This is a genomic window from Gibbsiella quercinecans (assembly GCF_002291425.1).
GTDB classification, from domain to species: Bacteria; Pseudomonadota; Gammaproteobacteria; order Enterobacterales; family Enterobacteriaceae; genus Gibbsiella; species Gibbsiella quercinecans.
Genome location: NZ_CP014136.1, coordinates 1,057,430 through 1,078,257, shown reverse-complemented (window position 1 = coordinate 1,078,257; position 20,828 = coordinate 1,057,430). Strand labels below are relative to the sequence as shown.

At 59.0% G+C, this 20,828-nt stretch carries 21 protein-coding genes and 1 pseudogene; 13 read left to right on the top strand and 9 right to left on the bottom strand.

Annotated elements, in window-relative coordinates; translation table 11 throughout:
• Positions 1–15 precede the first annotated feature (15 nt).
• The gene (locus ACN28Q_RS04920; RefSeq protein ID WP_095845314.1) at positions 16–885 is read left to right on the top strand and encodes a LysR substrate-binding domain-containing protein; all 870 of its coding nucleotides are present in this window, start codon (positions 16–18) and stop codon (positions 883–885) included.
• On the opposite strand, the gene sseA is transcribed toward ACN28Q_RS04920, so the two are convergent.
• The gene (sseA, locus tag ACN28Q_RS04915; RefSeq protein ID WP_095845313.1) at positions 882–1,733 is read right to left on the bottom strand and encodes a 3-mercaptopyruvate sulfurtransferase; all 852 of its coding nucleotides are present in this window, start codon (positions 1,731–1,733) and stop codon (positions 882–884) included. The genes ACN28Q_RS04920 and sseA overlap by 4 nt on opposite strands.
• Positions 1,734–1,841: 108 nt before the next feature.
• On the opposite strand from sseA, the gene ACN28Q_RS04910 reads away from it, so the two are divergent.
• On the top strand, positions 1,842–2,264 hold the full coding sequence (locus tag ACN28Q_RS04910) for an NUDIX hydrolase (protein ID WP_095845312.1): 423 nt from the start codon (positions 1,842–1,844) through the stop codon (positions 2,262–2,264).
• Positions 2,265–2,419: 155 nt separating this feature from the next.
• Here ACN28Q_RS04910 and ACN28Q_RS04905 read toward each other — a convergent pair whose 3' ends face one another.
• Complete coding sequence (locus tag ACN28Q_RS04905; protein ID WP_095845311.1) at positions 2,420–3,889, bottom strand: MFS transporter; 1,470 nt, start codon at positions 3,887–3,889, stop codon at positions 2,420–2,422.
• A 126-nt stretch (positions 3,890–4,015) separates the two neighbouring features.
• Positions 4,016–5,077 carry an NAD(P)-dependent alcohol dehydrogenase gene (locus ACN28Q_RS04900; protein WP_095845310.1) on the bottom strand — a complete coding sequence of 354 codons (1,062 nt, stop codon included), beginning with the start codon at positions 5,075–5,077 and terminating at the stop codon, positions 4,016–4,018.
• A 243-nt stretch (positions 5,078–5,320) separates the two neighbouring features.
• Between ACN28Q_RS04900 and ACN28Q_RS04895 the strand changes: the two genes are divergently transcribed.
• Positions 5,321–6,100, top strand: coding sequence for a phosphate/phosphite/phosphonate ABC transporter substrate-binding protein (locus ACN28Q_RS04895; RefSeq protein WP_095845309.1), 780 nt, complete (start codon positions 5,321–5,323; stop codon positions 6,098–6,100).
• Positions 6,101–6,112: 12 nt separating this feature from the next.
• Here the strand turns inward: ACN28Q_RS04895 and ACN28Q_RS04890 are convergent, their stop codons facing one another.
• The 3 genes from ACN28Q_RS04890 to ACN28Q_RS04880 all read right to left on the bottom strand — a co-directional run bounded on the left by ACN28Q_RS04890 (position 6,113) and on the right by ACN28Q_RS04880 (position 7,631).
• The gene (locus tag ACN28Q_RS04890; RefSeq protein WP_165907005.1) at positions 6,113–6,280 is read right to left on the bottom strand and encodes a YohO family small membrane protein; all 168 of its coding nucleotides are present in this window, start codon (positions 6,278–6,280) and stop codon (positions 6,113–6,115) included.
• A 117-nt stretch (positions 6,281–6,397) separates the two neighbouring features.
• Positions 6,398–6,883, bottom strand: coding sequence for a DUF2878 domain-containing protein (locus ACN28Q_RS04885; RefSeq protein WP_230469393.1), 486 nt, complete (start codon positions 6,881–6,883; stop codon positions 6,398–6,400).
• A 94-nt stretch (positions 6,884–6,977) separates the two neighbouring features.
• Positions 6,978–7,631, bottom strand: coding sequence for a helix-turn-helix transcriptional regulator (locus ACN28Q_RS04880; RefSeq protein WP_095848919.1), 654 nt, complete (start codon positions 7,629–7,631; stop codon positions 6,978–6,980).
• Positions 7,632–7,861: 230 nt separating this feature from the next.
• On the opposite strand from ACN28Q_RS04880, the gene ACN28Q_RS04875 reads away from it, so the two are divergent.
• From ACN28Q_RS04875 to ACN28Q_RS04865, 3 genes are all read left to right on the top strand, one after another.
• A complete protein-coding gene (locus ACN28Q_RS04875; protein WP_095845307.1) occupies positions 7,862–8,704 on the top strand; it encodes an AraC family transcriptional regulator in 843 nt (280 codons plus the stop codon).
• 73 nt (positions 8,705–8,777) lie between these two features.
• Positions 8,778–9,506: an AzlC family ABC transporter permease gene (locus ACN28Q_RS04870; protein WP_272482370.1), complete on the top strand. Its 729-nt coding sequence runs from the start codon at positions 8,778–8,780 to the stop codon at positions 9,504–9,506.
• Positions 9,503–9,814: an AzlD domain-containing protein gene (locus ACN28Q_RS04865; protein ID WP_095848917.1), complete on the top strand. Its 312-nt coding sequence runs from the start codon at positions 9,503–9,505 to the stop codon at positions 9,812–9,814. The genes ACN28Q_RS04870 and ACN28Q_RS04865 overlap by 4 nt, the downstream gene beginning before the upstream one ends.
• Positions 9,815–9,869: 55 nt before the next feature.
• Here the strand turns inward: ACN28Q_RS04865 and ACN28Q_RS04860 are convergent, their stop codons facing one another.
• Positions 9,870–10,685 carry a 5'-nucleotidase, lipoprotein e(P4) family gene (locus ACN28Q_RS04860; RefSeq protein WP_095845306.1) on the bottom strand — a complete coding sequence of 272 codons (816 nt, stop codon included), beginning with the start codon at positions 10,683–10,685 and terminating at the stop codon, positions 9,870–9,872.
• A gap of 235 nt (positions 10,686–10,920) precedes the next feature.
• Positions 10,921–12,018, bottom strand: coding sequence for a porin OmpC (gene ompC / locus ACN28Q_RS04855; protein WP_095845305.1), 1,098 nt, complete (start codon positions 12,016–12,018; stop codon positions 10,921–10,923).
• A gap of 309 nt (positions 12,019–12,327) precedes the next feature.
• Here ompC and ACN28Q_RS04850 point away from each other — a divergent pair, with 309 nt between their 5' ends.
• The 7 genes and pseudogenes from ACN28Q_RS04850 to ACN28Q_RS04820 all read left to right on the top strand — a co-directional run bounded on the left by ACN28Q_RS04850 (position 12,328) and on the right by ACN28Q_RS04820 (position 20,039).
• The gene (locus tag ACN28Q_RS04850; protein WP_095845304.1) at positions 12,328–13,581 is read left to right on the top strand and encodes a glycoside hydrolase family 28 protein; all 1,254 of its coding nucleotides are present in this window, start codon (positions 12,328–12,330) and stop codon (positions 13,579–13,581) included.
• Between the two features lie 144 nt (positions 13,582–13,725).
• Positions 13,726–14,040 (top strand): carboxymuconolactone decarboxylase family protein, encoded by a 315-nt coding sequence (locus tag ACN28Q_RS04845; RefSeq protein ID WP_095845303.1) that lies wholly within the window; start codon positions 13,726–13,728, stop codon positions 14,038–14,040.
• Between the two features lie 3 nt (positions 14,041–14,043).
• Positions 14,044–14,211 (top strand): annotated as a pseudogene (locus ACN28Q_RS04840) (tautomerase family protein); the annotation flags it as partial.
• Between the two features lie 101 nt (positions 14,212–14,312).
• A complete protein-coding gene (locus tag ACN28Q_RS04835) occupies positions 14,313–14,561 on the top strand; it encodes a tautomerase family protein (RefSeq protein WP_095848916.1) in 249 nt (82 codons plus the stop codon).
• A 66-nt stretch (positions 14,562–14,627) separates the two neighbouring features.
• A complete protein-coding gene (gene dinG, locus ACN28Q_RS04830) occupies positions 14,628–16,829 on the top strand; it encodes an ATP-dependent DNA helicase DinG (RefSeq protein ID WP_095845302.1) in 2,202 nt (733 codons plus the stop codon).
• Positions 16,830–16,926: 97 nt separating this feature from the next.
• A complete protein-coding gene (ybiB, locus tag ACN28Q_RS04825; RefSeq protein WP_095845301.1) occupies positions 16,927–17,895 on the top strand; it encodes a DNA-binding protein YbiB in 969 nt (322 codons plus the stop codon).
• 290 nt (positions 17,896–18,185) lie between these two features.
• On the top strand, positions 18,186–20,039 hold the full coding sequence (locus ACN28Q_RS04820) for a M3 family metallopeptidase (protein ID WP_095845300.1): 1,854 nt from the start codon (positions 18,186–18,188) through the stop codon (positions 20,037–20,039).
• Positions 20,040–20,087: 48 nt separating this feature from the next.
• Here ACN28Q_RS04820 and ACN28Q_RS04815 read toward each other — a convergent pair whose 3' ends face one another.
• Positions 20,088–20,723: a flavin reductase family protein gene (locus ACN28Q_RS04815; protein WP_095845299.1), complete on the bottom strand. Its 636-nt coding sequence runs from the start codon at positions 20,721–20,723 to the stop codon at positions 20,088–20,090.
• Positions 20,724–20,828 lie beyond the last annotated feature (105 nt).

The window sequence follows — 20,828 nt, the reverse complement described above, 5'->3', positions numbered from 1 at the left end:
ATCAGGATGGTTGGTATGGCCAGAATTACGTTCGATCTTGACGACTTGCGCAGTTACGTTACCGGCATTGAGTTGGGCAGCTTTGCCAAAGCGGCCGACCGTCTGGGGCGTTCTACCTCCGCCGTCAGCGCCCATCTGAAAAAACTCGAGCAGCAGGTTGGAGTGCCGATTCTGCGCAAATCCGGGCGCGGTATGGTGATGACGGAAGCCGGTGAAACCCTGCTGGGCTATGCCCGCCGGCTGCTGGAACTGAATGATGAGGCGATTACCGCCGTGCGCGGGCTGGATTTACAAGGCTCGGTACGCCTGGGGTTACAGGAGGATTTCGGCGAAACCTTTTTGCCGGCGGTGCTGGGCCGGTTCGTGCGCGCTCACCCGCAGGTGCGCATCGAGGCGCGCATCGCCCGCAATGGCGAGCTGCTCGACAGCTTGCTGAAAGGGCAGTTGGATTTGGCGTTGGCCTGGGACGGCGGCCAGGCTTCGCCGTATCAGCATCATTTGGGGCAGCGGGCGCTGCGCTGGATCGCCGGGCAACAGGTGGATATCGCACAGTGGCTGGCCGCCGGGGAGCCGCTGCCGCTGGTGGTGTTTGATGCCCCATGCCTGATGCGCAGCGCGGCGACGGACACGCTGGATCGGGCCGGCATTCCGTGGCGGATCGCCTTTACCAGCCGCAGCCTGAGCGGCGTTTGGGCGGCAGTCAGCGCCGGCCTTGGCATTACGCTGCGCACCGGCGCCGGGGTGCCGGCCAGCCTGGTTTGCCTGCCGCCCGGCGTGTTGCCGCCGCTCGGCGACATCGGCGTGGTGTTGCACCGCGCCGACGAAAAACCGGCGGGCGCCATTTTGCGGCTGGCCGATATTATCGCGGAGCGGCTAAACGGCTAGGCCGGTTGCGGTTCGATCGGCTGGTGGCCGTCGAGCGCGCCCCACTGCGCCCATGAGCCGTCATACAGTTTTACCTGCGTGGCGCCCAACGACAGCAGGCCGAACGCCAACACCGCGGCGGTTACGCCGGAGCCGCAGCTGGTGATGATCGGCCCGTTAAGATCGACCCCTTTATCCGTGAAGGTTTTTTCCAGCGCGGGCAGCGTTTTGAATTGGCCATTTTCCAGCAGTTCGCCGAACGGGATATTGATGCTGCCGGGGATATGCCCACGGTGCAGGCCGGGGCGCGGCTCTGGCGCTTCGGCATTGAAACGCGGCGCGGCGCGCGCGTCGAGTATTTGCGCCTGCCCCTCCAGCGCCAGCTCGACCTGCCGCATACTGGCGACCGCATCGGCATTGAAGCGGGCGGTAAAGGTGGCTGCCGGGCGGCTGGCGTTGCCGGTTTCAAGCGCATGGCCCAACGCCAGCCAGCCGTTCAGGCCTTCGTCCAGTACGTAAACGTTTTTCGCGCCGAAGTTACGGAACGTCCACCAGCCGCGCGGGGCAGAGAACTGGTTGCCCTCGTCATAGACCACAATGGTGTGCTTATCGCTGATGCCCAGCGCACCGGCGGCCTGGCTAAAGGCGTCGGCCGAAGGCAGCATGTGCGGCAGATCCGTATTTTTATCCGCGACGTCGTCAATATCGAAGTACACGGCGCCAGGTAGGTGCCCGTGCTCAAACTCGGCCTGAATGTCTCTTTTGGGCTGCAGGCCGGGTGGGGACATTCTCACATCGACAATGGCCAGATCTTCATCGTTGATGTGCTGGGCCAGCCATTGCGGGGTGACCAGAAAAGGTGATTTCATGGTATTGGTTCGCCTGTAGTGATAGCGGGTTTTTTACTATACACCAGGGGGCCGGCGGATGAGATATGATGGCCGCAGGAATCTGGCGTAACGGGCAGGGGGCATCAGGTGCAGCAAAACTTTGACGGCGCAAAAATCGCGCTGTTGCAGGCCGGGCGGGTGCTGGTTTATCAGCGCGACGATAAACCCGGCATCCCATGGCCTGGCTGTTGGGATCTGCCCGGCGGTGGGCGCGAAGGGCTGGAAACGCCGCTGGCCTGCGTGCAGCGTGAGGTGCAGGAAGAATTTGGGCTGGCGATCAGCGCGGGCCAGGTGCTTTGGCAGCGCTGCTACGCCAACCCGCGCGGCGGCATCCTGCCAACCTGGTTTATGGCCGGCGCGTTAACGCCGGCGCAGATCGCCGCTATCCGTTTTGGTGATGAAGGGCAGCGCTGGCAGATGATGCCGGCGGCGGTGTTTATCCAGCATCCGCAAGGCATTGCCCACCTGCGTCAACGGTTGGCGCACTACCTGCAGCTCGCGGCCATATGAGGTTATCAGCCTGGCAGGCTAGCAAACTATTAGCTTGCTAACATGGCAACTTATTAAGCTAGTATCTTATTGGGTTGTTAAGTGAATGTGGTTATGCGGCAGGGAAGCGCGGCGGTAAACGTGTTCCCCTTGCGGGAAGGGGAACACGGGCGGGGTTATGAACGTTGGAAGTCTTCGGCGTCCACATCGTAGCCCGAAGGCTCCCAGCGGATCGCCAGCAGCGCAACCAGGCCGATCAGCGGCGCGAGAGCGATTACCCAGAACACGTCGGTGGCCAGCGTTGCCGAGAGTACCGGGAACAGGAACAGCGACAGCGTTGAGCTGGATCGCATCAGCGTTTGGTTAAAGCCGACGCCAACGCCACGCAGCGAGGTCGGGTAACTTAGCGAGGCAAACGTCATGCTGTGCGAGCCGGGGCCAAAGCCCTGGCCAAGCAGGAACAGCGCCAGCATGCCGATGGAAAACGCCGCTTCGCCGCCGTTGGCTGGGTGGCCGACCACTGCCAGCCCAATCAGCGCCGCCAATTGGCACATATAGCCCAGCACCGTCAGTTTCCAGGCTCCCACTGCGGGCACCAACCGCACGGCAATCAAGCCGCCGACAAAGGCAAACAGCAGGTTGAGCGCCAGCGAGAACAGAATGGTGCTTAGCATCGACTGCGCCAGGAAACTGGAAAGGATCACCGGCAGGCCAAAGGCGACGGCGTTATAGGCAAAAGAAGAGGCAATGGCGATAACCGTCGCCAGCACCGTGCGCCGCAGGTAAACGCCTTGCAGCAGGGTGCCGTAGTTGCGCCATGAGGCGCGCCGCGCCTGCACCGGCCGGCCCTGTTCAGCGTCAGCAGTAACTTCAGCATTGATATTGTACGAGCGCCGCAGGATCGCGGCCGCGCCCTGCAGATCGCCCTGGTTGGCGGCCCACACCGGCGATTCACTCATATAGCGGCTGCGGATGGCGATAATCAGCAGCGCCGGCACGGCGCCAAAGCCAAGGATCAGCCGCCACAGCCAGTCGGTATGGCTTTCCGGCAGCACGCCATACAGCAACAGCACCAGCAGGTAGGAAATACTGATTGCCGCATACCAGGTGGGGCACCACATGGCGATGCGCGCCGCTTTGTTGCCGCGGCCGGAAAGGCGCGAGAACTCGGCCAAAAACGCCATCGCTACCGGCAGATCGATCCCCACGCCCAGCCCCATCACGAAACGCGCGCCGCCCAGCACCCATTCATTGGGCGCGAAGGCGCAGGCCAACGCAGCGAAGACGAAGAAAAACATATCCGCCATAAACACGCGATAACGGCCGATTTTGTCGGTCAGGTAGCCGCCGATAAATGCACCGATGATGGCGCCGAAGGTAATGGCAGAGGCAACCAGCCCGGTGCCGGTTGGCGAGAGATTGAACTCGCGCGCCACGTCTTTAATACCGAACGCCAGCGCGCCCAGATCGTAAGCGTCCAAAAATACGCCGCCCAGCGCGATGGCGACCACGATACGCGCGTCGTTACGCTTGGCGGCGCCGCCGTTGACCAAATTGGCCACATCGGCGGCGTTGCGGATGGGGACGGCTGCCCCGGTTATCCCTGTAGAAGATGTGACGGTGGGCGCCACAATGGTTGTCGACATAATAATTCTGCTTGTTAGATAAAAAAAGAAGCATAACGGCGGGGAATACGTCATAACCAATTCTTTTTTGTTATAACGATACAACCAAAAGGCGTTGAAAATTAATCTATTGGCCGCTAATCGCGGTTAAGTAAAACGCAGTACGGCTTTTATCGCGTCGCCGGATTTCGCTGCCGCCAGCGCCTGGTTGATGGCGTTGAAAGGGTAATGCGTGATCAAACGATCGAAAGGAAAACAGCCCTTTTGCCATTGGGCGATCAGGTAGGGGATAAAGCGCTGCGGGATGGCATCCCCTTGAATAACGCTGATAATTTTCCGCCCTTCGGAAAGCCGCATTCCGCCGCCGCCAGTCAACCGCACCAGAGTGCCGCCGGGGCACAGCACCTGCTGGCCCAGCTCATCCAGCATACGGCTGCCGGTGGTATCCACCACGTAGTCCCAGGCTACGCCAAGGGCGGTAAGCGCCGCCGGCAGCGCGGGGTCATCGCCGGCCAGCGTGGTGGTGGCGCCCAGTTCTGCCGCCAACTGTAGCCGTTGGGGCAGCAGATCGACGGCGGCGATATTGCCCGCCTGGCGGATAGCCGCCGCCATGATCGCCGCCAGGCCGACCGTACCGGCACCCAGGATCAGTACATTCTCGCCGGCCTGCAGATTCAGCGAATTGATAATGGTGCCCGCCCCGGTCTGCAACCCACAGCCGAGCGGCGCAATCACCTCTAGCGGCAAATCCGGCGCAACCTTCACCAGATTACGCTCGGTGACCAGCGCATGGGTGGCGAAGGCGGATTGCCCGAAAAAGTGGCCGTGCAGCGGCGGGTAATAACCACTGCTGCCGTCCAGGCGCTGAAAATCGAAGTTCAACTGCCAGAAGTTTTCGCAGTGAGCCGGGCGTTGCTGCCGGCAAGCGGGGCACTGGCCGCAGGATTGATAAGACAGCACCACTGCATCGCCAGGCTGCACGCTGCGCACCTGTTTGCCCACCTGCTCAACGATGCCGGCGCCTTCATGGCCGAGTATCGCGCCCGCCATAGCGCCGGCGCAGCAACTGAGATCGGTATGGCAAATGCCGCAGGCTACCAGGCGTACCCGCACTTCATTAACCCGCGGCGGGCGCAGGCGCAAAGGGCGGAAAACTAACGCTTGCCCGTGGGCAGCGGTTACCGCCGCCTGGCGTTGACGCGCATTCATTTTTCAGTCTCTGCCTGATAGATATGGGCTTGTTCTCTTCAGTATAGTTTTGCTCTTCGCTATTGGCGGCGAAAGCTCACGCGGCGGATGCTGATTTCCTGCCGGGTTTGCGACAGTTGGCCGATTGCGTGTGCGTTCTGTTGGCTATGATTATCACTGGGTGGTTGAAACGTCAGGGGCGCTGTCTGGCCGTCGGGCATCAGCCGGCGTGGGCACTACGCATTTCTGCGCTAAGGGGGTCTTATGCAGGTATCTTTGCCGATGTATGGCGTCGGCCGCCAGCAGGTCGCATTGTTCTGGCATGCGCTGCGCGCCAGGCTGTTGGAGCTCGGCTTGCCGGACGCGCCGGCCGCGTTGAGCTGGCCGCAGGATCTCTTGCTGCACTGGCAGCAGCCAGACCTGCTGCTAAGCCAAACCTGTGGTTATACGCTGGTGAAATATTTGCCGCACGTCAAACTGGTCGGCACCTACCATTATCGGGTCGAGGGCTGTAACGGCGCAAACTACAGCAGCTGGTTGGTTGTGCGGGCAGATGCCCCCGGTGAGCGGCTGGCGGATTTCCGCGGCCGGGTGGTGGCCTATAACCACGCCGATTCCCAGTCAGGCTATAACAGTCTGCGGGCGCTGGTGGCGCCGCTGGCGGAGAATGGGCGTTTTTTCAGCCGCGCGGTGGTTACCGGCAGCCATGAAAATTCCGTGCGGGCGATTCAGCTAGGGCTGGCGGATATTGCCGCCGTTGATTGCGTGAGCCTGGAGCTGCTAAAGCGCGCGCAGCCGCAGGCGCTGGCGGGGGTGAAAATCATTGGCCGCACGGCGTCGGTGCCTGGCATGCCGCTGATTACCGCCGCCGCCACGACGGCGGAACAGCTGGCGATTTTGCGGGCGGCGGCCAGCGCGATGGTTAACGATCCGGCCAGTGAGAGCCTGCTGATCGGGGACTTCAGCCTGATACCGCGTTCAGCGTATCAGGCGATCGCCGATCAGGAGCAGCACGCGGCGGCGTTAGGGGTCAGTATGCTTTAACAGCCAAAGAGGTTACTGCTGATCCTGTTGGCTCGGCATAGGCAGCACGGAAGGCGCCTGGCTGTTGGTTTCCTGCGGCGTGGTGGAGCGGGTGTAGATATTCAGCCCGGCCAGGAAGACACCGCCAAGCGAACCGAAGGCGCACAGGGCGATGATGATGATAAACGCTTTTTTCCGCATGGGAGTCGATCGCTGGTTGCTCAGATAAGGGGCCGATTATAGGCTTTTCCCCTGTTGAAACAAACACCATTTTTTGTGGTGGTTTAGTCGCCCGGGCCGCTTTCCCCGGCGCTATCATCAGCGCTTTAACAAGGGATAACTGATTAACGGCAGGTAAACCGCCCAACTGGCGGACAGCACCAATAGCATCAGTTGCGGCGCGATACCGGGGGCGATGGCCTGCAATTGCCAACCGGCCAGGCCGGTGAGAGGGCCGCCGATAGCGCCGGCGACCGCCAGTGCCATCAGGGTGCTTTGCAACTGCGGCAGCAGCCAGTACCACCAGCAACTGAAGGTTAGCCAAAGCGCCCCCGCCCACAGCGGCAGCGCCGGTTGGCTGACGTAGGCCACCACGCCGGCGTAGTGCCAGGCGGCATCCATCGCCATCCCCAATGGCGCAGCCAACAGCAGCCAGCGCCGTTGCCGGCCATAGGGCAGCAGCGGCGCCAGCAGTGCGCCGCCGATCAGTAAAACTTCGGCGCGTTCGCGGCCAAGTACTGCCAGCGCCCAGTAAACGCAGAACCCCAGGGTAACAAGCCAAAAGCCTGCGCGCAGCTTCATCATATCCACCGTGTTTGTGACTGGTATGAGGCAAAACGTGTCGCCTAAACATCCCGCCCGCAGGGGCTGGTTGCCTGGCGTATTGAGCAATGAACCGCTAGCGCCGTGAAATACGATAGGCACAGCGGCGCGCACCGGACAAAATGTGTTCGCTGCGCTCCACATGCGCCTGCAGAACCTCGGCGAAGACGCTCAGCTCCGCACGGCAAAAGCCCTGGCAAACGCTGGCCGCCGCGCAGATCGGACAGTGGTTTTCGATCAGCAAAAACGTGCCGTCTTCCTGTTCATGCCATTCGGCCATGTAACCTTCGCGGCAGCGGATCGCCGCCAGCCGCGCGACGCGCTCCTGCAGCCTGGCAGCCCCGACCATCGCCTGTTTGTAGTTGATGCGGGTATCCTGCTCGCGGGCTTCAATCAACAGTTCAAGCGCCTGTTCGCCGAGCTTATCACGGACGTTTCGCAATAGCTGGACGGTCAATTCCGAATGTGTGTCTGGAAAACGGGCGTTGCCGGCCGGCGTCAAGTGCCAGATCTGCAGCGGCCGGCCCACACCGCGCGTTTGGGCGACGGCTTCGACCAGGCCTTCTTTGGCCAGTTTGACAAACTGCTGGCGTGCCGCCTCGCCGGTCGTTCCCAGCATTTTTCCGGCTTCGGCGGCCTGTTGCGGGCCCTGGGTTTTTAATAATGTCAGTAACCGTTCACTGACGGAATGTGCGGAAGAGTCACCATGTCCTAACGTGTTTTTTGCCATATTTTCCGCAGCACCTTGATTCTTCATGATTAATTCATGATAACGCTAGCGCACTATCAGGGTTAACTCAATGTCATTACTCTGAAACCGCATTGCCCGGCAGCTGCCGCCGGGCAATTTTGTACAAAACGGCGCATACCAGTGAATGATAGGCTGTGTATCATTATCGATCGTGCAGGAAATGCTGCCCCGCACGGCGGCAATCCGTGTTATGCAGTGGAGAGAGGGTTATGCAAAGCAAGCTCCGGCGCGGCCGCCGGGAGCAGACGAATTTTATGCACGTGGACGATCTGGGCGGGTTGGAAGTTTTACAAGCCAGCTACCAGCGCCAGACCTTTGCACGCCATAGCCACGAGGGGTTCTGCGTGGGGGTGATTGATGAAGGCGCCCAGCGCTTCTACCGTACCGGCGGGGAGCACGTCGCCCCGCTGGGCAGCATTATTCTGGTCAATGCCGATGAGATCCATACAGGCAGCGCGGCGACGGAAGGCGGTTGGGCCTATCAGGCGATGTACCCAACGCCGGAGATGCTGGCATTTTTATCGCGCGATCTCAAAACCAGCGCCGGGGCTATCCCTTACTTTCCCAACCCGGTGGTGTATGACGCCGGCCTGGCGGGGCAGTTGCGCCTGGCCTTCACGCTGCTGCACAGCAATGAAAACCGCCTGTTGAAAGAAACCATGGTGTTTTCAGCGCTCACCTGGTTGATGTTGCGCCACGCCAAAAGCCGCGGTGAACCCGCCGCGCAAAGCCGGGCGCAGGCCCAGGTGGCGCGTATCAAGACGTTTTTGGACGACTACCCGGAAGCCGATGTTTCCCTGCTGGAACTGGCGGAGCGCGTGGCGCTCAGCCCCTACTACCTGCTGCGCCAGTTCCAACAGGTGACCGGCCTTCCGCCGCATGCCTACCAGATTCAGGCGCGTCTGCGTAAGGCTCGCGGCATGCTGAAAGCCGGCTATAGCGTGCTTGATAGTGCGCTGGCCTGCGGTTTTCACGATCAAAGCCATTTCCACCGCCATTTTCGTCAATCGATGGGCGTGACCCCCGGTGACTATGTAAAGTCTCTGAAATAATGTGCAATTGGGTGCAAGATCTCCTGCACCTGGCCGCATTACGCTGTTCTCCGAATAATCAAAGGAGAACACCATGCATAAACTTTCCTCTCCCGGCGGCATGTCGGCACGGCTCCCCAGCGCATTACCCCGCTGGCGCCCTGCGTTGCAAGGGACCGTGGCGATGCTGCCGCTGTGCCTGGCGGTTTTGCCCTGGGGCATACTGGCCGGTTCGATGGCGGTGGAAAGCGGCCTGACGGCGGCACAGGGGCTGGGCATGTCGGCGATCGTTTTTGCCGGGGCATCGCAGTTGGTTGCCATGGGCATGATGAAAAGCGGGGCCAGCGTGTTGGCGATCGTCGTCTCCACGTTCTTCGTTACCGCGCAGCATTTTCTGTATGCGCTGCGGCTGCGTGACCGCATTTCCCCCTTGCCGCTGCGCTGGCGCCTGCTGCTGGGTTTTTTGCTTACCGACGAACTGTTTGCGCTGACCGGCGATCGGTACCCCGCGCGTTTCAACCGTTGGTATGCTTTGGGGGCGGGGCTGATGTTTTATCTGTGCTGGTTTTTATCGACCGGGTTAGGCGTATTCGCCGCCGATCGCGTGGGCGATGTGGGCCGCTATGGCCTGGATTTTTCCATTGTCGCCACCTTTATCGCCATTGTGGTGCCGAGGGTATGCAACCTGCCGATATTGGCCTGTGTGCTGACCGCGCTGGGCCTATCCATTGCGCTGCACGCTTATCAGGTACCGGGGGCGTTGGTGCTTGCAACCGTAGCGGCAATGCTGGTTGGGCTGTTATGCAGCAGGGGGCAGGCGTGATTTGGCTGACGATTGCCCTGATGGGGCTGGTGGTGTTTTTTAACCGTTATTGCTTCCTGGCGCCGAACATACCGCTGCGGCTGCCGCCCCGCATCAAGGCGTTGCTGGGATTTTCGGCGCCGGCGGTGCTGACGGCGATATGCGGGCCGATTGTGGCATTCGACGGCGATCAGTGGCGCGCCCTGCCGGACAACCCTTACCTGTGGGGCGCTGTGTTTGCCGTTATCCTGGCGTTTTTCCTGCGCAATATGCTGGCGGCGGTGGCGCTCAGCATGCTGATTTTTATCGCGCTGTGCGGCGTAATGTAATGCCGGTTGAGCGGGGGGCGCTTCCCTCTCCGGCGGGAGAGGGAAAGGCGGCGGTTTATTGCCCGCTCCAGGCGCGGATCGCCTGTTGGCGCACCTGCAGCTTTTGCTCCGGCGTTAGCGTGTTGTATCCCGGGGCCATCCCGCTTTCCCAGTCGCCATACAACGGGTTGGGCAGCACGATGAACTCGGTTCCAAACTTGTCCTGATGGGCGCTGACGAATGCCCGGCGCTGCGCGTTATCTTTGTGGTAGGTGGCGGCGCCAAAGTCGTTCAGGTTATCCCCGGCGTAGACCACGATGTCGTAACCCGCGTTCTTGATGCGATCAAAGCGCGCCTGCTTGTTTGAGCTATCCTGGCTAAGCAATACCGTGTGTTCCGACATACCGGTGAAACCGAGCTTCTGCATATTGGCGACGGTGGCCGCGTATTCCGATTGTTTACGGTTGGACACGTAGAACATGGTGCCGCCATGGCTGTTAACGTAGTTGGCGAACTGCACGGCGCCTGGCACTGCCAGCGCCTGCCCGGTTTGCGACCATGCGGCCCAGCTTGCGGCGGCGAAGGGTTTGCCCTGCTGTGCCTGCCAGCCGGAATAGGCGCTGTTATCCAGCATGGTTTCATCCAGATCGACCACGACCGCTTTTTTCTTGCCGGCCGCCGGTTTGGCCTGATCGAACGCGCGCTGCGCGCTGTTGAAGGCCTGGTGCGCAAGCGCCTGATATTCCCCGGACTGCTGGAACCAGTTCACGGCCAGAACCGATTGATCCGCCAGCCGCTGCTGCGCGGGTTGCTGAGCACAGCCTGCCAGGGTGAGTAAGGCGATACCGGTGGCGGCACCAAGGGCGATCTGCTTGAAACGTATTTTTGCCATATCAAGGATAACTCTTTGTTGGTTGTTATGGTGGCCGGGCAGGGGATGCCGGCGCAGGGCGGTAGTATCATCATGATGAGTGCGGCGCGATGCATAAGCCGGAATTAGCCTATACCCGTTTGTTTTATCAGGCAAGTTTGGCATTTAGCGGGGCGAACAGGGAAAAAATAAAAAAGCCGGGTGCAGCGCCCCGGCGAAATAAAAACGAGTAATAAGATGAAGCAAACGCAGTGGTTTAGAACTGATAGGTCAGCGCGACGGCGACTACGTCGTCGTTTTTCAAGCCAAGTTTGTTATTGTCGTCAAGACGGTTGATTTTATAATCAACATAGGTAGACATGTTTTTGTTGAAATAATAAACGGCGCCGACATCAATATATTTCACCAGATCGGCATCGCCGACGTTTTCGATGTCTTTACCTTTTGATTGAACATACGCCAACGATGGGCGCAGGCCGAAATCAAACTGGTATTGCGCGACCACTTCAAAACCCTGCGCTTTATTGGCGAAGCCGCTAACGCTGGTTGAGGTGTTGTTAATTTGCGCAGTGCCGGAAATTGGCGCCAGGTTATGGCTTTCGGAATATGTCGCTGCCAGGTAAAGGTTGTTGTTGTCATATTTCAGGCCGGTTGCCCAAATATCCGCTTTGTCACCTTTGCCGTAGGTACCGAGTTTTTGCGTGGTGGTGCGGTTGGAGGAGGCGTATGCGGCACCTACGCTAATCCCGTCAACAATTTCGTAGCTGGAAGAAATCCCCCAGCCGTCGCCGTTTGCCTTGCTGGCGGAACGGCCGTCGTTTTCATTTTTGCCTTGGTACTGTACGGCGAATTTCAGGCCGTCAACCAGGCCGAAGAAGTCGTTATTACGGTAAGTGGCCACGCCATTAGTACGGCCAGTCATGAAGTTGTCGGTTTTGATGTAAGCGTCGTCACCGAACTCTGGCAGCATATCGGTCCAGGCGGCAACGTCATAAATAATACCGTAATTACGGCCGTAGTCGAACGAACCAAGATCTTTGTATTTCAAACCGGCGAAGCCAAGACGGGTTTTGGTGTCTGTGGTGCCTTCGGATTCAGTGTGGTTGGCAGCAATCTGATATTCCCACTGGCCGTAGCCGGTCAGTGCATCAGTAATTTGAGTCGCGCCTTTAAAACCGATGCGGACATAGGTTTTATCACCATCATTGCTGGTGTCATCGGAAAAATAATGCAGTGCCTTTGCTCGGCCGTAAAAATCAAGTTTATTGCCATCTTTATTGTAGATTTCTGCTGCCTGGGTCGCTTGCGCAATTAAAAGTGCCGGAATAATAACGGCCAGAAGATTACGTTTCATGGTTTTTCCTGCTTTATACGATTGAAAGACGCTTCTCATCATCAGTTGATGCTGTCGAAATTATCGCAGCGCAGAATTTTTACCAATTTATTGTGATGTATTTATGACAAAAGATTTATTTCTATGTGGATATCTAAATACGGGCTACAAACGGTGTTTTTTTGTACTGCCAATCTGGCAGGTAAGACATTTATTTTTGTGTGGGTAATTACACAACCCACAGGACGTGAATTAGCGGAAACGTTTCAGCAAACTAGGATCGTCGTGCCAGCAGAGGCACTGTTTAACCTGATAAGGAAATTGATAGACATGAAATATTCACACAAAAAAATAGCATTAAGCGCCTTGGCGTTGTGTATCGGCAGCCATTTTCCGGCGGCCTTTGCCGCCGACAGCCGCAGCGTAAAAACCCCGGTGATCCCGGCCAGTTGCAGCGTGCTTAGCGCCACCAACGGCGATGCGACGACGAGTATTCAAAAAGCGCTGAACGCCTGCGCCAAAGGCAAGAGCGTGCGCCTGATCGCCAAAGGCAGCGCGAACAAATTCTATGCCGGCCCCTTGCAACTGCCTTCCGGGGTGGGGCTCTGGGTTGATCAGGGCGTCACGCTGCTGGCCAAGGCTTCTCCAACGGCGTTTGATAACGGCGGTAAGACATGCGGCACGCTGGATAAATCCGGCAAGGGCTGCCAGGCGTTTATCACCGTCAGCGGCGCCACCGGCAGTGGGATTTACGGCAAAGGCACCATCGACGGCCAGGGCGGCGTGGTTATGGAAGGGAAAAATCAAAGCTGGTGGCAGTTGGCGACGGAGGCAAAAACCAAGAAGCTGAGCCAGAATGCGCCGCGCCTGATTCAAATCAACAGTTCCAGGGATATTAAGCTCTACCAGATCACGCTGAAAAACTCGCCTAACTTTCACGTGGTTAGCGATCGGGTGGACGGGTTAACCGCCTGGGGGATCACCATCAATACGCCGGGAACCGCTCGAAATACCGATGGGTTTGATCCGATCTCCTCGCAGAACGTGACGCTCATCAACAGCAGCATCAGCACCGGGGATGACAACGTGGCGATAAAAGCCGGCAATAACGGCCCAACGCGCAATATCTCTATTGTGAACAATAAATTTGGCGTTGGGCACGGCATGTCGATCGGCAGTGAAACCAACGGCAGCGTCAGCGGCGTTGATGTTAACAACCTGACGTTAAACGGCACCACTAGCGGGCTGCGGATCAAAAGCGATCGCACCCGCGGCGGCGTGGTTTCCGGCGTGAAATACAACCAGGTATGCATGCAAAACGTGAAAAACCCGATCGTCATGGATACCCAGTATGAGAACAACACCACGGGCAACCGGGTGCCAACCTTCCGGGATATCACGTTGGCCAATGTGACCAGCGTAACCTCGGGGGCGGTGCTACTGCGCGGCATCAGCAGCGCTAACCCAATTGCGCTGACGCTGCAAGGCGTTTACCTGGCGAAGGGCACAACCTTTAGCCAAAGTAATGCCACGTTAAAAGGCAGTTTTTTGATTACGCCGGCGGGGAAAACCTGCGCTAATTGATAAAGCGGCCGCAGACAGCCGGGGCTGAGCAGGCGGTAGGTTTATAATCCTGTTTTTATAAACCATCAATGCAAAAAATCCCGATATTCACCACTGTACCCGGCGGGTAGGGTAATTGCTATTGCACACAACAGGAGGATTATCATGCATAGCAAACACACCGCCGGGCAACAGGCTTTCGGTGATATCGCCCCGAAGCTGGCCGAGCTGAGCGATCGCGTTTTGTTTGACGATATCTGGCAAAGGCCGGAACTGACCCGCCGCGAACGCAGTTTAATCACCGTTGCCGCACTGGTGGCTCTGAACCGCGTGGAGCAATTGCCTTTCCACCTGCAACTGGCGCAGCGCAATGGCGTGAATATGGCGCAACTGGCGGAAGCGATCACTCACCTGGCGTTTTATGCCGGTTGGCCGGCTGCGGCCTCGGCAATCGCGCGCCTGCGCGATCTGGGGGAGTAAACCATGCCTTTCACCCGTATCGCCCTGCAACGGGGCAAATCGAGCGACTATCTGCATACCCTGTCCGAGACGTTGCACCAGGCGCTAGTAGATGTGTTTGACGTGCCCGCGGCGGATAAATTCCAGGCGATCGATCAGTACTCACCGGGCGAACTGATATACGATCGTGATTAGCTCGGCGGGCCGCGTTCTGCGGATTATACTCGTCATACTTCAAGTTGCAGGTGTGTTAGCTTTCCTCGCTCACCCCAGTCACTTACTTATGTAAGCTCCTGGGGATTCGCTGCGTCGCCGCCTTCCTGCAACTCGAATTATTTAGAGTATATACACTGTATTATATTACCAGCGGCCGCCCGCGCAGCACGGCCACCAAACAGCGTTTTTATCAGTGCCTTACTACGTTGCTGGCGCAGAACCTGCAATTGCGGCCAGAAGATGTGATGGTAATCATTGCCTGCACGGAGGCCGATGCATGGTCCTTTAGCGCGGGGCGCATCGCAATGTTGCCAGGCCAGCCGTAACTCGGGCTGACGCCGCGGGTGGTCTGTGGGACAATAGCGCCATCATTTCGTTTAGATAAGAGTTGAATGGCGCTCACCACCTCAGTAAAAAATCAAATAGGCCAGTGGTACAAAGCCCTGCAGCAGCAAATACCGGATTTTATTTCCCGCGCACCGCAGCGCCAGATGATCGCCGAAGTGGCGAAAACCCTGGCCGGCGACTATCCGCGCCATTTGGCGATCGAAGCGCCAACCGGCGTCGGCAAAACGCTGTCATACCTGATCCCGGGCATCGCCGTCGGGCGTGACGAAGGCAAACCGCTGGTGGTCAGCACCGCCAACGTGGCGCTGCAAGACCAGATCTACAGTAAAGATCTGCCGCTGTTGAAAAAAATCATCCCCGATCTGAAATTCACCGGCGCGTTTGGCCGTGGGCGCTATGTTTGCCCGCGTAACCTGGCGGCGATGAGTACCGACGCGGCGGAGCAGGGCGATCTGATGCTGTACCTGGATGAGGAGGAGCTGGCGCCGTCCAGCGGTGAAGAACAGGCGCAATGCCAAAAGCTGGCCAAGGCCCTCAGCCGCCACGAGTGGGACGGGCTGCGCGATCACTATGCCCAAAGCATTAACGATGCGCTGTGGGGCAAACTGAGCACGGACAGGGCCAACTGCCTGGGGCGCAACTGCCACTATATTCGCGAGTGCCCGTTTTACCTTGCGCGCAAGGAAATTGAGAGCGCTGATGTGGTGGTTGCCAACCATGCGCTGGTGATGGCGGCGCTGGAAAGCGAATCGGTGTTGCCGAACCCGAAAGAACTGCTGCTGGTGCTGGATGAAGGCCACCACCTGCCGGAAGTGGCGCGCGACGCGTTGGAAATCGAAGGTGAAATCACCGCGCTGGCCACCAATTTGCAGCTTGATCTGATCGTGCGCCAGGTGGAGCAATGCATCACGCAGTACCGGCCAAAGAACCCGCCGGGGTTATCCAACCCCGAGCGGTTGAAAAACCATTGCGAAGAGATGCGTGAACTGGTGCAGACCTTTGAGCACCAGGTGAGCGCTTACCTGCCGGGCGACAGCGTTGCCGCCGAGCATCGCTTTGAAATGGGGCAGTTGCCGCCAGAGATGATCGAGATCTGCAACCGTTTATTCAAACTGACCGATGCGCTGCGCGGCCTGGCGGAGTTTATCCTCAACGATCTGACCGAACAAAGCGGCAAGCATGACATCATGCGCCTGCACCGGGCCATTTTGCAGATGAACCGCACCTCTGGCTATCTGGACGCGATGACCAAACTGTGGCGCCTGGCGGCGCTGGAAAAATCCTCCAACGCGCCGATCACCAAGTGGGTAACGCGCGAACAGCGCGATAACGTCACCCACCTGTATCTGCACTGCGTCGGCATCCGCGTGAGCGATCAACTGGAAAAACTGCTGTGGCGCAATGTGCCGCATGTCGTGGTCACGTCGGCCACGCTGCGTTCCCTGAACAGTTTTGCCCGCCTGCAGGAAATGAGCGGGCTGAATGAGAAGGCCGGCGATCGCTTCGAAGTCCTGGCTTCACCGTTCAATCACATTGAGCAGGGGAAAATCGTTATCCCGCAAATGCGTGTTGAACCGGTGTTGGCCCATGAGGCGGAGCATCTGGAAGAGATGGCCCGCTGTTTTCGCGCCGAGGTGGCCGGTGGGCAGCATAAAGGCATGCTGGTGCTGTTTAGCAGCAACCGTGCGATGCACACCTTTCTCAGCTATGTCTCCGATTTGCGCCTGATGCTGTTGGTGCAGGGGGATCAGCCGCGTTACCGGCTGGTGGAAGAGCACTGCAAACGGGTGGCGAACGGCAGCGCCAGCGTGCTGGTTGGCCTGCAGTCTTTTGCCGAAGGGCTAGATTTGAAAGGCGAATTACTGACCCAGGTGCATATTCACAAGATTGCTTTCCCGCCGATCGACAGCCCGGTGATCCTCACCGAAGGGGAGTGGCTGAAATCGCTTAAGCGCTATCCGTTCGAGGTGCAAAGCCTGCCCAGTGCGTCTTTTAATCTGATCCAGCAGGTGGGGCGCCTGATCCGTAGCCTGCAGTGTCGCGGTGAAATCGTGATTTACGATCGCCGCCTGCTGACCAAAAATTACGGCGCCCGCCTGCTGGCCGCATTGCCGGTGTTCCCGATCGAACAGCGCGCGGTGCCGGAGGCCGACAAAGCGCACCTGGCGGCGCTGAAATCCGCCGCGGCGGCGACGAAAAAAGAGAAAAAGCCCGGCAGTCCTTTTGCCCGGCGGCGCCGGCGCTGATGATTGCCATGTACAACTGTGCAGCGGGTAACTCATAATTGTGCGCAAATACGTGAATAAGGCCTGCTTGCAGCAGGCATACCAGGGGAACCCCGCCATGGATTACACCAAAATTATCAAAGAAATCGGCCGTGGCAAGAATCACGCGCGCGATTTGGATCAGGAAACCGCTTTCCAGCTTTATCAAGCGATCCTGGCCGGCGATGTGCCGCCCTTGGAACTGGGCGGCGTGTTGATCGCGCTGCGTATCAAAGGCGAAGCGGAAACCGAGATGCTCGGCTTTTATCACGCCATGCAGCAGCAGGTGATGCAACTTTCTTTGCCGCAGGGCAAACCGATGCCGGTGGTATTGCCGAGCTACAACGGCGCGCGCAGGCAGGCGAACCTTACGCCGCTGCTGGCATTGCTGTTGGCCAAAGTCGGCCTGCCGGTGGTGGTGCACGGGGTGATCGACGATCGCACCCGAGTGACCAGCGCGGAAATTTTCCGGGCGTTGGGCATCCCCTGGTCGGAAGACGCGGCCCATGCCCAGCAGCGGCTGGAAGCGGGCGAACCGGTATTTATCCCGGTGAGCGCACTGTCTGCGCCTTTGGAACGCCAGCTCGGCCTGCGCTGGCGTATGGGGGTGCGCAACAGTGCGCATACGCTGGCCAAACTGGCCACGCCGTTTGGCGCCGCCGATGTGCTGCGCATCGCCAGCGTTTCCCACCCGGAATATGTGGAGCGCGTCGGTTCGTTCTTCCGCCAGATTGGCGGGCGTGGGTTACTGATGCACGGCACGGAAGGCGAAGCCTACGCTAACCCGCAGCGTTGCCCGCAGATCCATTACATCGTTGGCGGTGAGCAGCGGGTGCTGATGGAACGGCCGCCGCAAGATGAAATTGCGCAACTGCCGGCGGAGAAGGATGCGCTAAGCACGGCGCGCTGGACGGAGCGCTGCCTGGCCGGGGACGTGCCCATCCCGCCGGCGATCCAGCGCCAAATCGCCTGTTGCCTGGTCGCGGCCGGCGTGGCGGCGACGCTGGAGGACGGGCTGGCGCGTTTGTGCGACGTCTGCCTGCCATAGCCCTGAATTCGCGATATGTTAATTCATCGTGCAACGCGGAATTTATTGGGTATACCCTTCATACTTCAAGCTGCAGGTGTGTTGGCTTTATTACTCGGCCCATCCCTGGGCCTCGCCCCGATGGGGCCGCTGCCAGCAGCGTTCAAATCTGCTCCCGGCAGATTTGTCGCTCACCCCTTCGGGGCCAGCGCTAGCGCTGTTCAAAAACGCTTTTGCGTTTTTGTCCTGCAACTCGAATTATTTTGGGTATGTATACTGAAAAAACCGGCGTATTTTCTTAGAGGATGGTTATGCAACAGGCTCTCGAGTATTTCAATCAATTGAACCAGGATTACCTCAACGTTCACCGCAACAAAGAAGAATTATTCTGGCAAAACTATATGGGCACCGGCGGTAAGGATGTGTCGGCACGCTTTGCCGCGGCGGAAAGCGCCTATAAACGTTTTATCGCCGAGCCGCGCCGCCTGCCGGAGATTCGCCAAATGCTGGCCGGGCTTGAAGCCCAGCCCAACAGCCCGGAAAAAGAGGCGCTGTTGCACGGCCTGAACGGTTGGCTGCGCTTTTTTGACTGTAACGCGATTGAAGATCCACAGGCGCAGGCGCTGCTGGACCAAATCATCGCCGCTGAAGCCGATCTGTATAACCGCCGTAAAGACTACCCGGTGGAGCACCTGAACGCCAAGGGGGAGCGAGTACCGGCTTCTCTCGGCGAGCTGCTCACCAATCAGGCTACCAACGAAAATGAAGAATATCGGCGCAGTTCGCAAACCGCACTGCGCGATCTGGAGCAATGGCTGCTGCATAACGGCCTGCCGGAACTGATCGGCTTGCGTAACCGCTTTGCCCGCCAACTGGGTTACCGCAACTATTTTGATTACAAGGTGAATAAAACCGAGCGGATGTCGCCGGAGCAACTGTTCGCTATTTTGGATCGCTTCGAACAGCAAACGCGCGCTGCCAATGCGCGCAGCCTGCAGCAACTGGCCGCCAGCAAGGGTGAGCAGGCGCTGGCGCCATGGAACCTGCGCTTTGCCAGCGCCGGCGACGTGACGCGCCAGCTCGATCCCTACTTCCCGTTTGCACAGTCGCTGGCGCGCTGGGTGAACAGCTTCAAGCGGCTGCATATTGGCTTTCGCGGCGCGCAGTTGAACCTCGATCTGTTGGTGCGCAAAGGCAAATATGAAAATGGCTTTATGCACAGCCCGGTGCCGGCGTTTATCCAGCAGGGCAAATGGCAGCCGGCGCAGATCAATTTCACTAGCCTGGCGCAGCCGGGGCAGGTGGGCAGCGGCGCCAATGGCTTGAACACCTTGTTCCATGAGGGCGGGCACGCGGCGCACTTTGCTAACATTTGCCAGAATGCGCCGTGTTTCTCCCAGGAGTTCCCGCCGACCTCTATGGCCTATGCCGAAACCCAGTCGATGTTCTGCGATAGCCTGTTGGATGATGCCGACTGGCTGAAGCGCTATGCGAAAAACGCCGCCGATGAGCCGGTGCCGGATGCACTGATCAAGGCCAGCATTGCCGCCCGCCAACCGATGCGCGCGTTTAACGAACGCCATATTCTGCTGGTGCCGTATTTTGAATGGGCGCTTTACCAGTGGGACGATGAGCAGCGCACGCCGGCGGCGATTAGCCAACTGGCGCGTGATATCGAGCAGAAGATTTTGGGCATCAGCGGCAGCCCGCGCCCGACGCTGGCGATCCCGCACCTGTTGTCGCTGGAATCCGCCTGTTCCTATCAGGGGTATCTGTTGGCGCTGATGGCGGTAGAGCAAACCCGGCAGTTCTTCCTTCAACGTGACGGTTACCTGACCGATAACCCGGCGATTGGCCCCGATCTGGCCCGGCATTACTGGTTACCGGGCAACAGCGTCAGCCATGACGATACGCTGCGCAGCCTGACCGGCGAAGGCTTTAATCCGGATTACCTGGCCGAAGCCTGTAACCAAACGGTAGAGCAGGCCTGGCATGATGCGCAGCAGGCGATTGCCGCCGCGGCGCAGCGGCCGCAACCGCCGGCCGACTTTGATCTGGCGGCGCATATTCGCGTTGTGGATGGTGATGCGGTGTTGGCCGATAACGCTAACGGCGACGAGCAAATGTGCCGTGATTTCGCTGCGGCGATTGAAGCTCGCCTGTAAATACCGGCGGCCGATGGCGGGGCACTGCCTACGCCCCGCCGGGGCGTATTATCCGCGTGCGTCCGGGCGCACCAGATCGAAACGTTGTTGCTCGGAAATGCCATAATAGGCCGTCGGGCCGCCGGCGCGCAGAATCGGCTGCGCCGCCGCCGTCTGGTAAATACCCTGTTCATCCAGCAGGTTGCCGGCGATATGCACGGCAACCACTTCCCCCAACACCAGCCAGGTGTCCACGTTCTCGCCCGCCGCCGTTTGCAACTGAATGCACTGCGTCAGCCGGCATTCGAAGTTGACCGGGCTTTCCGCCACGCGGTCTACCCGCACTTTGCGCCCTGGCAATGGGGTCAGGCCGGCAAAGGCGAACTCGTCGCGATCGCGCGGCAGGCTGGCGGAACTGTTGTTCATCGCTTCGGCCAACGGGCGGGTTGCCAGGTTCCAGATAAACTCGCCGGTTTCATGAATATTGGCCACGCTGTCTTTCCAGCCGCAGCTGGCAAAACCGATGATAGGCGGATGATAGTTGAAACAGTTGAAGAAACTGTAAGGGGCCAGATTGCGCTGGCTGGCGGCGCTGACGGACGATATCCAGCCGATCGGGCGTGGGCCGATGATGGCGTTCAGCGGATCATGCGGCAGGCCGTGGCCCTGCGCGGGTTCATAATAGTAATGGGATTCACTGCTCATAAGCGGCCTGATAACGGGGGAAACCAGGCTATATATTCTGGCTGATGCGCCGCATTGTGCAAGTTGCCGCGTGCTTTATGTTATCTTACGCCGCAGAAATGGTTA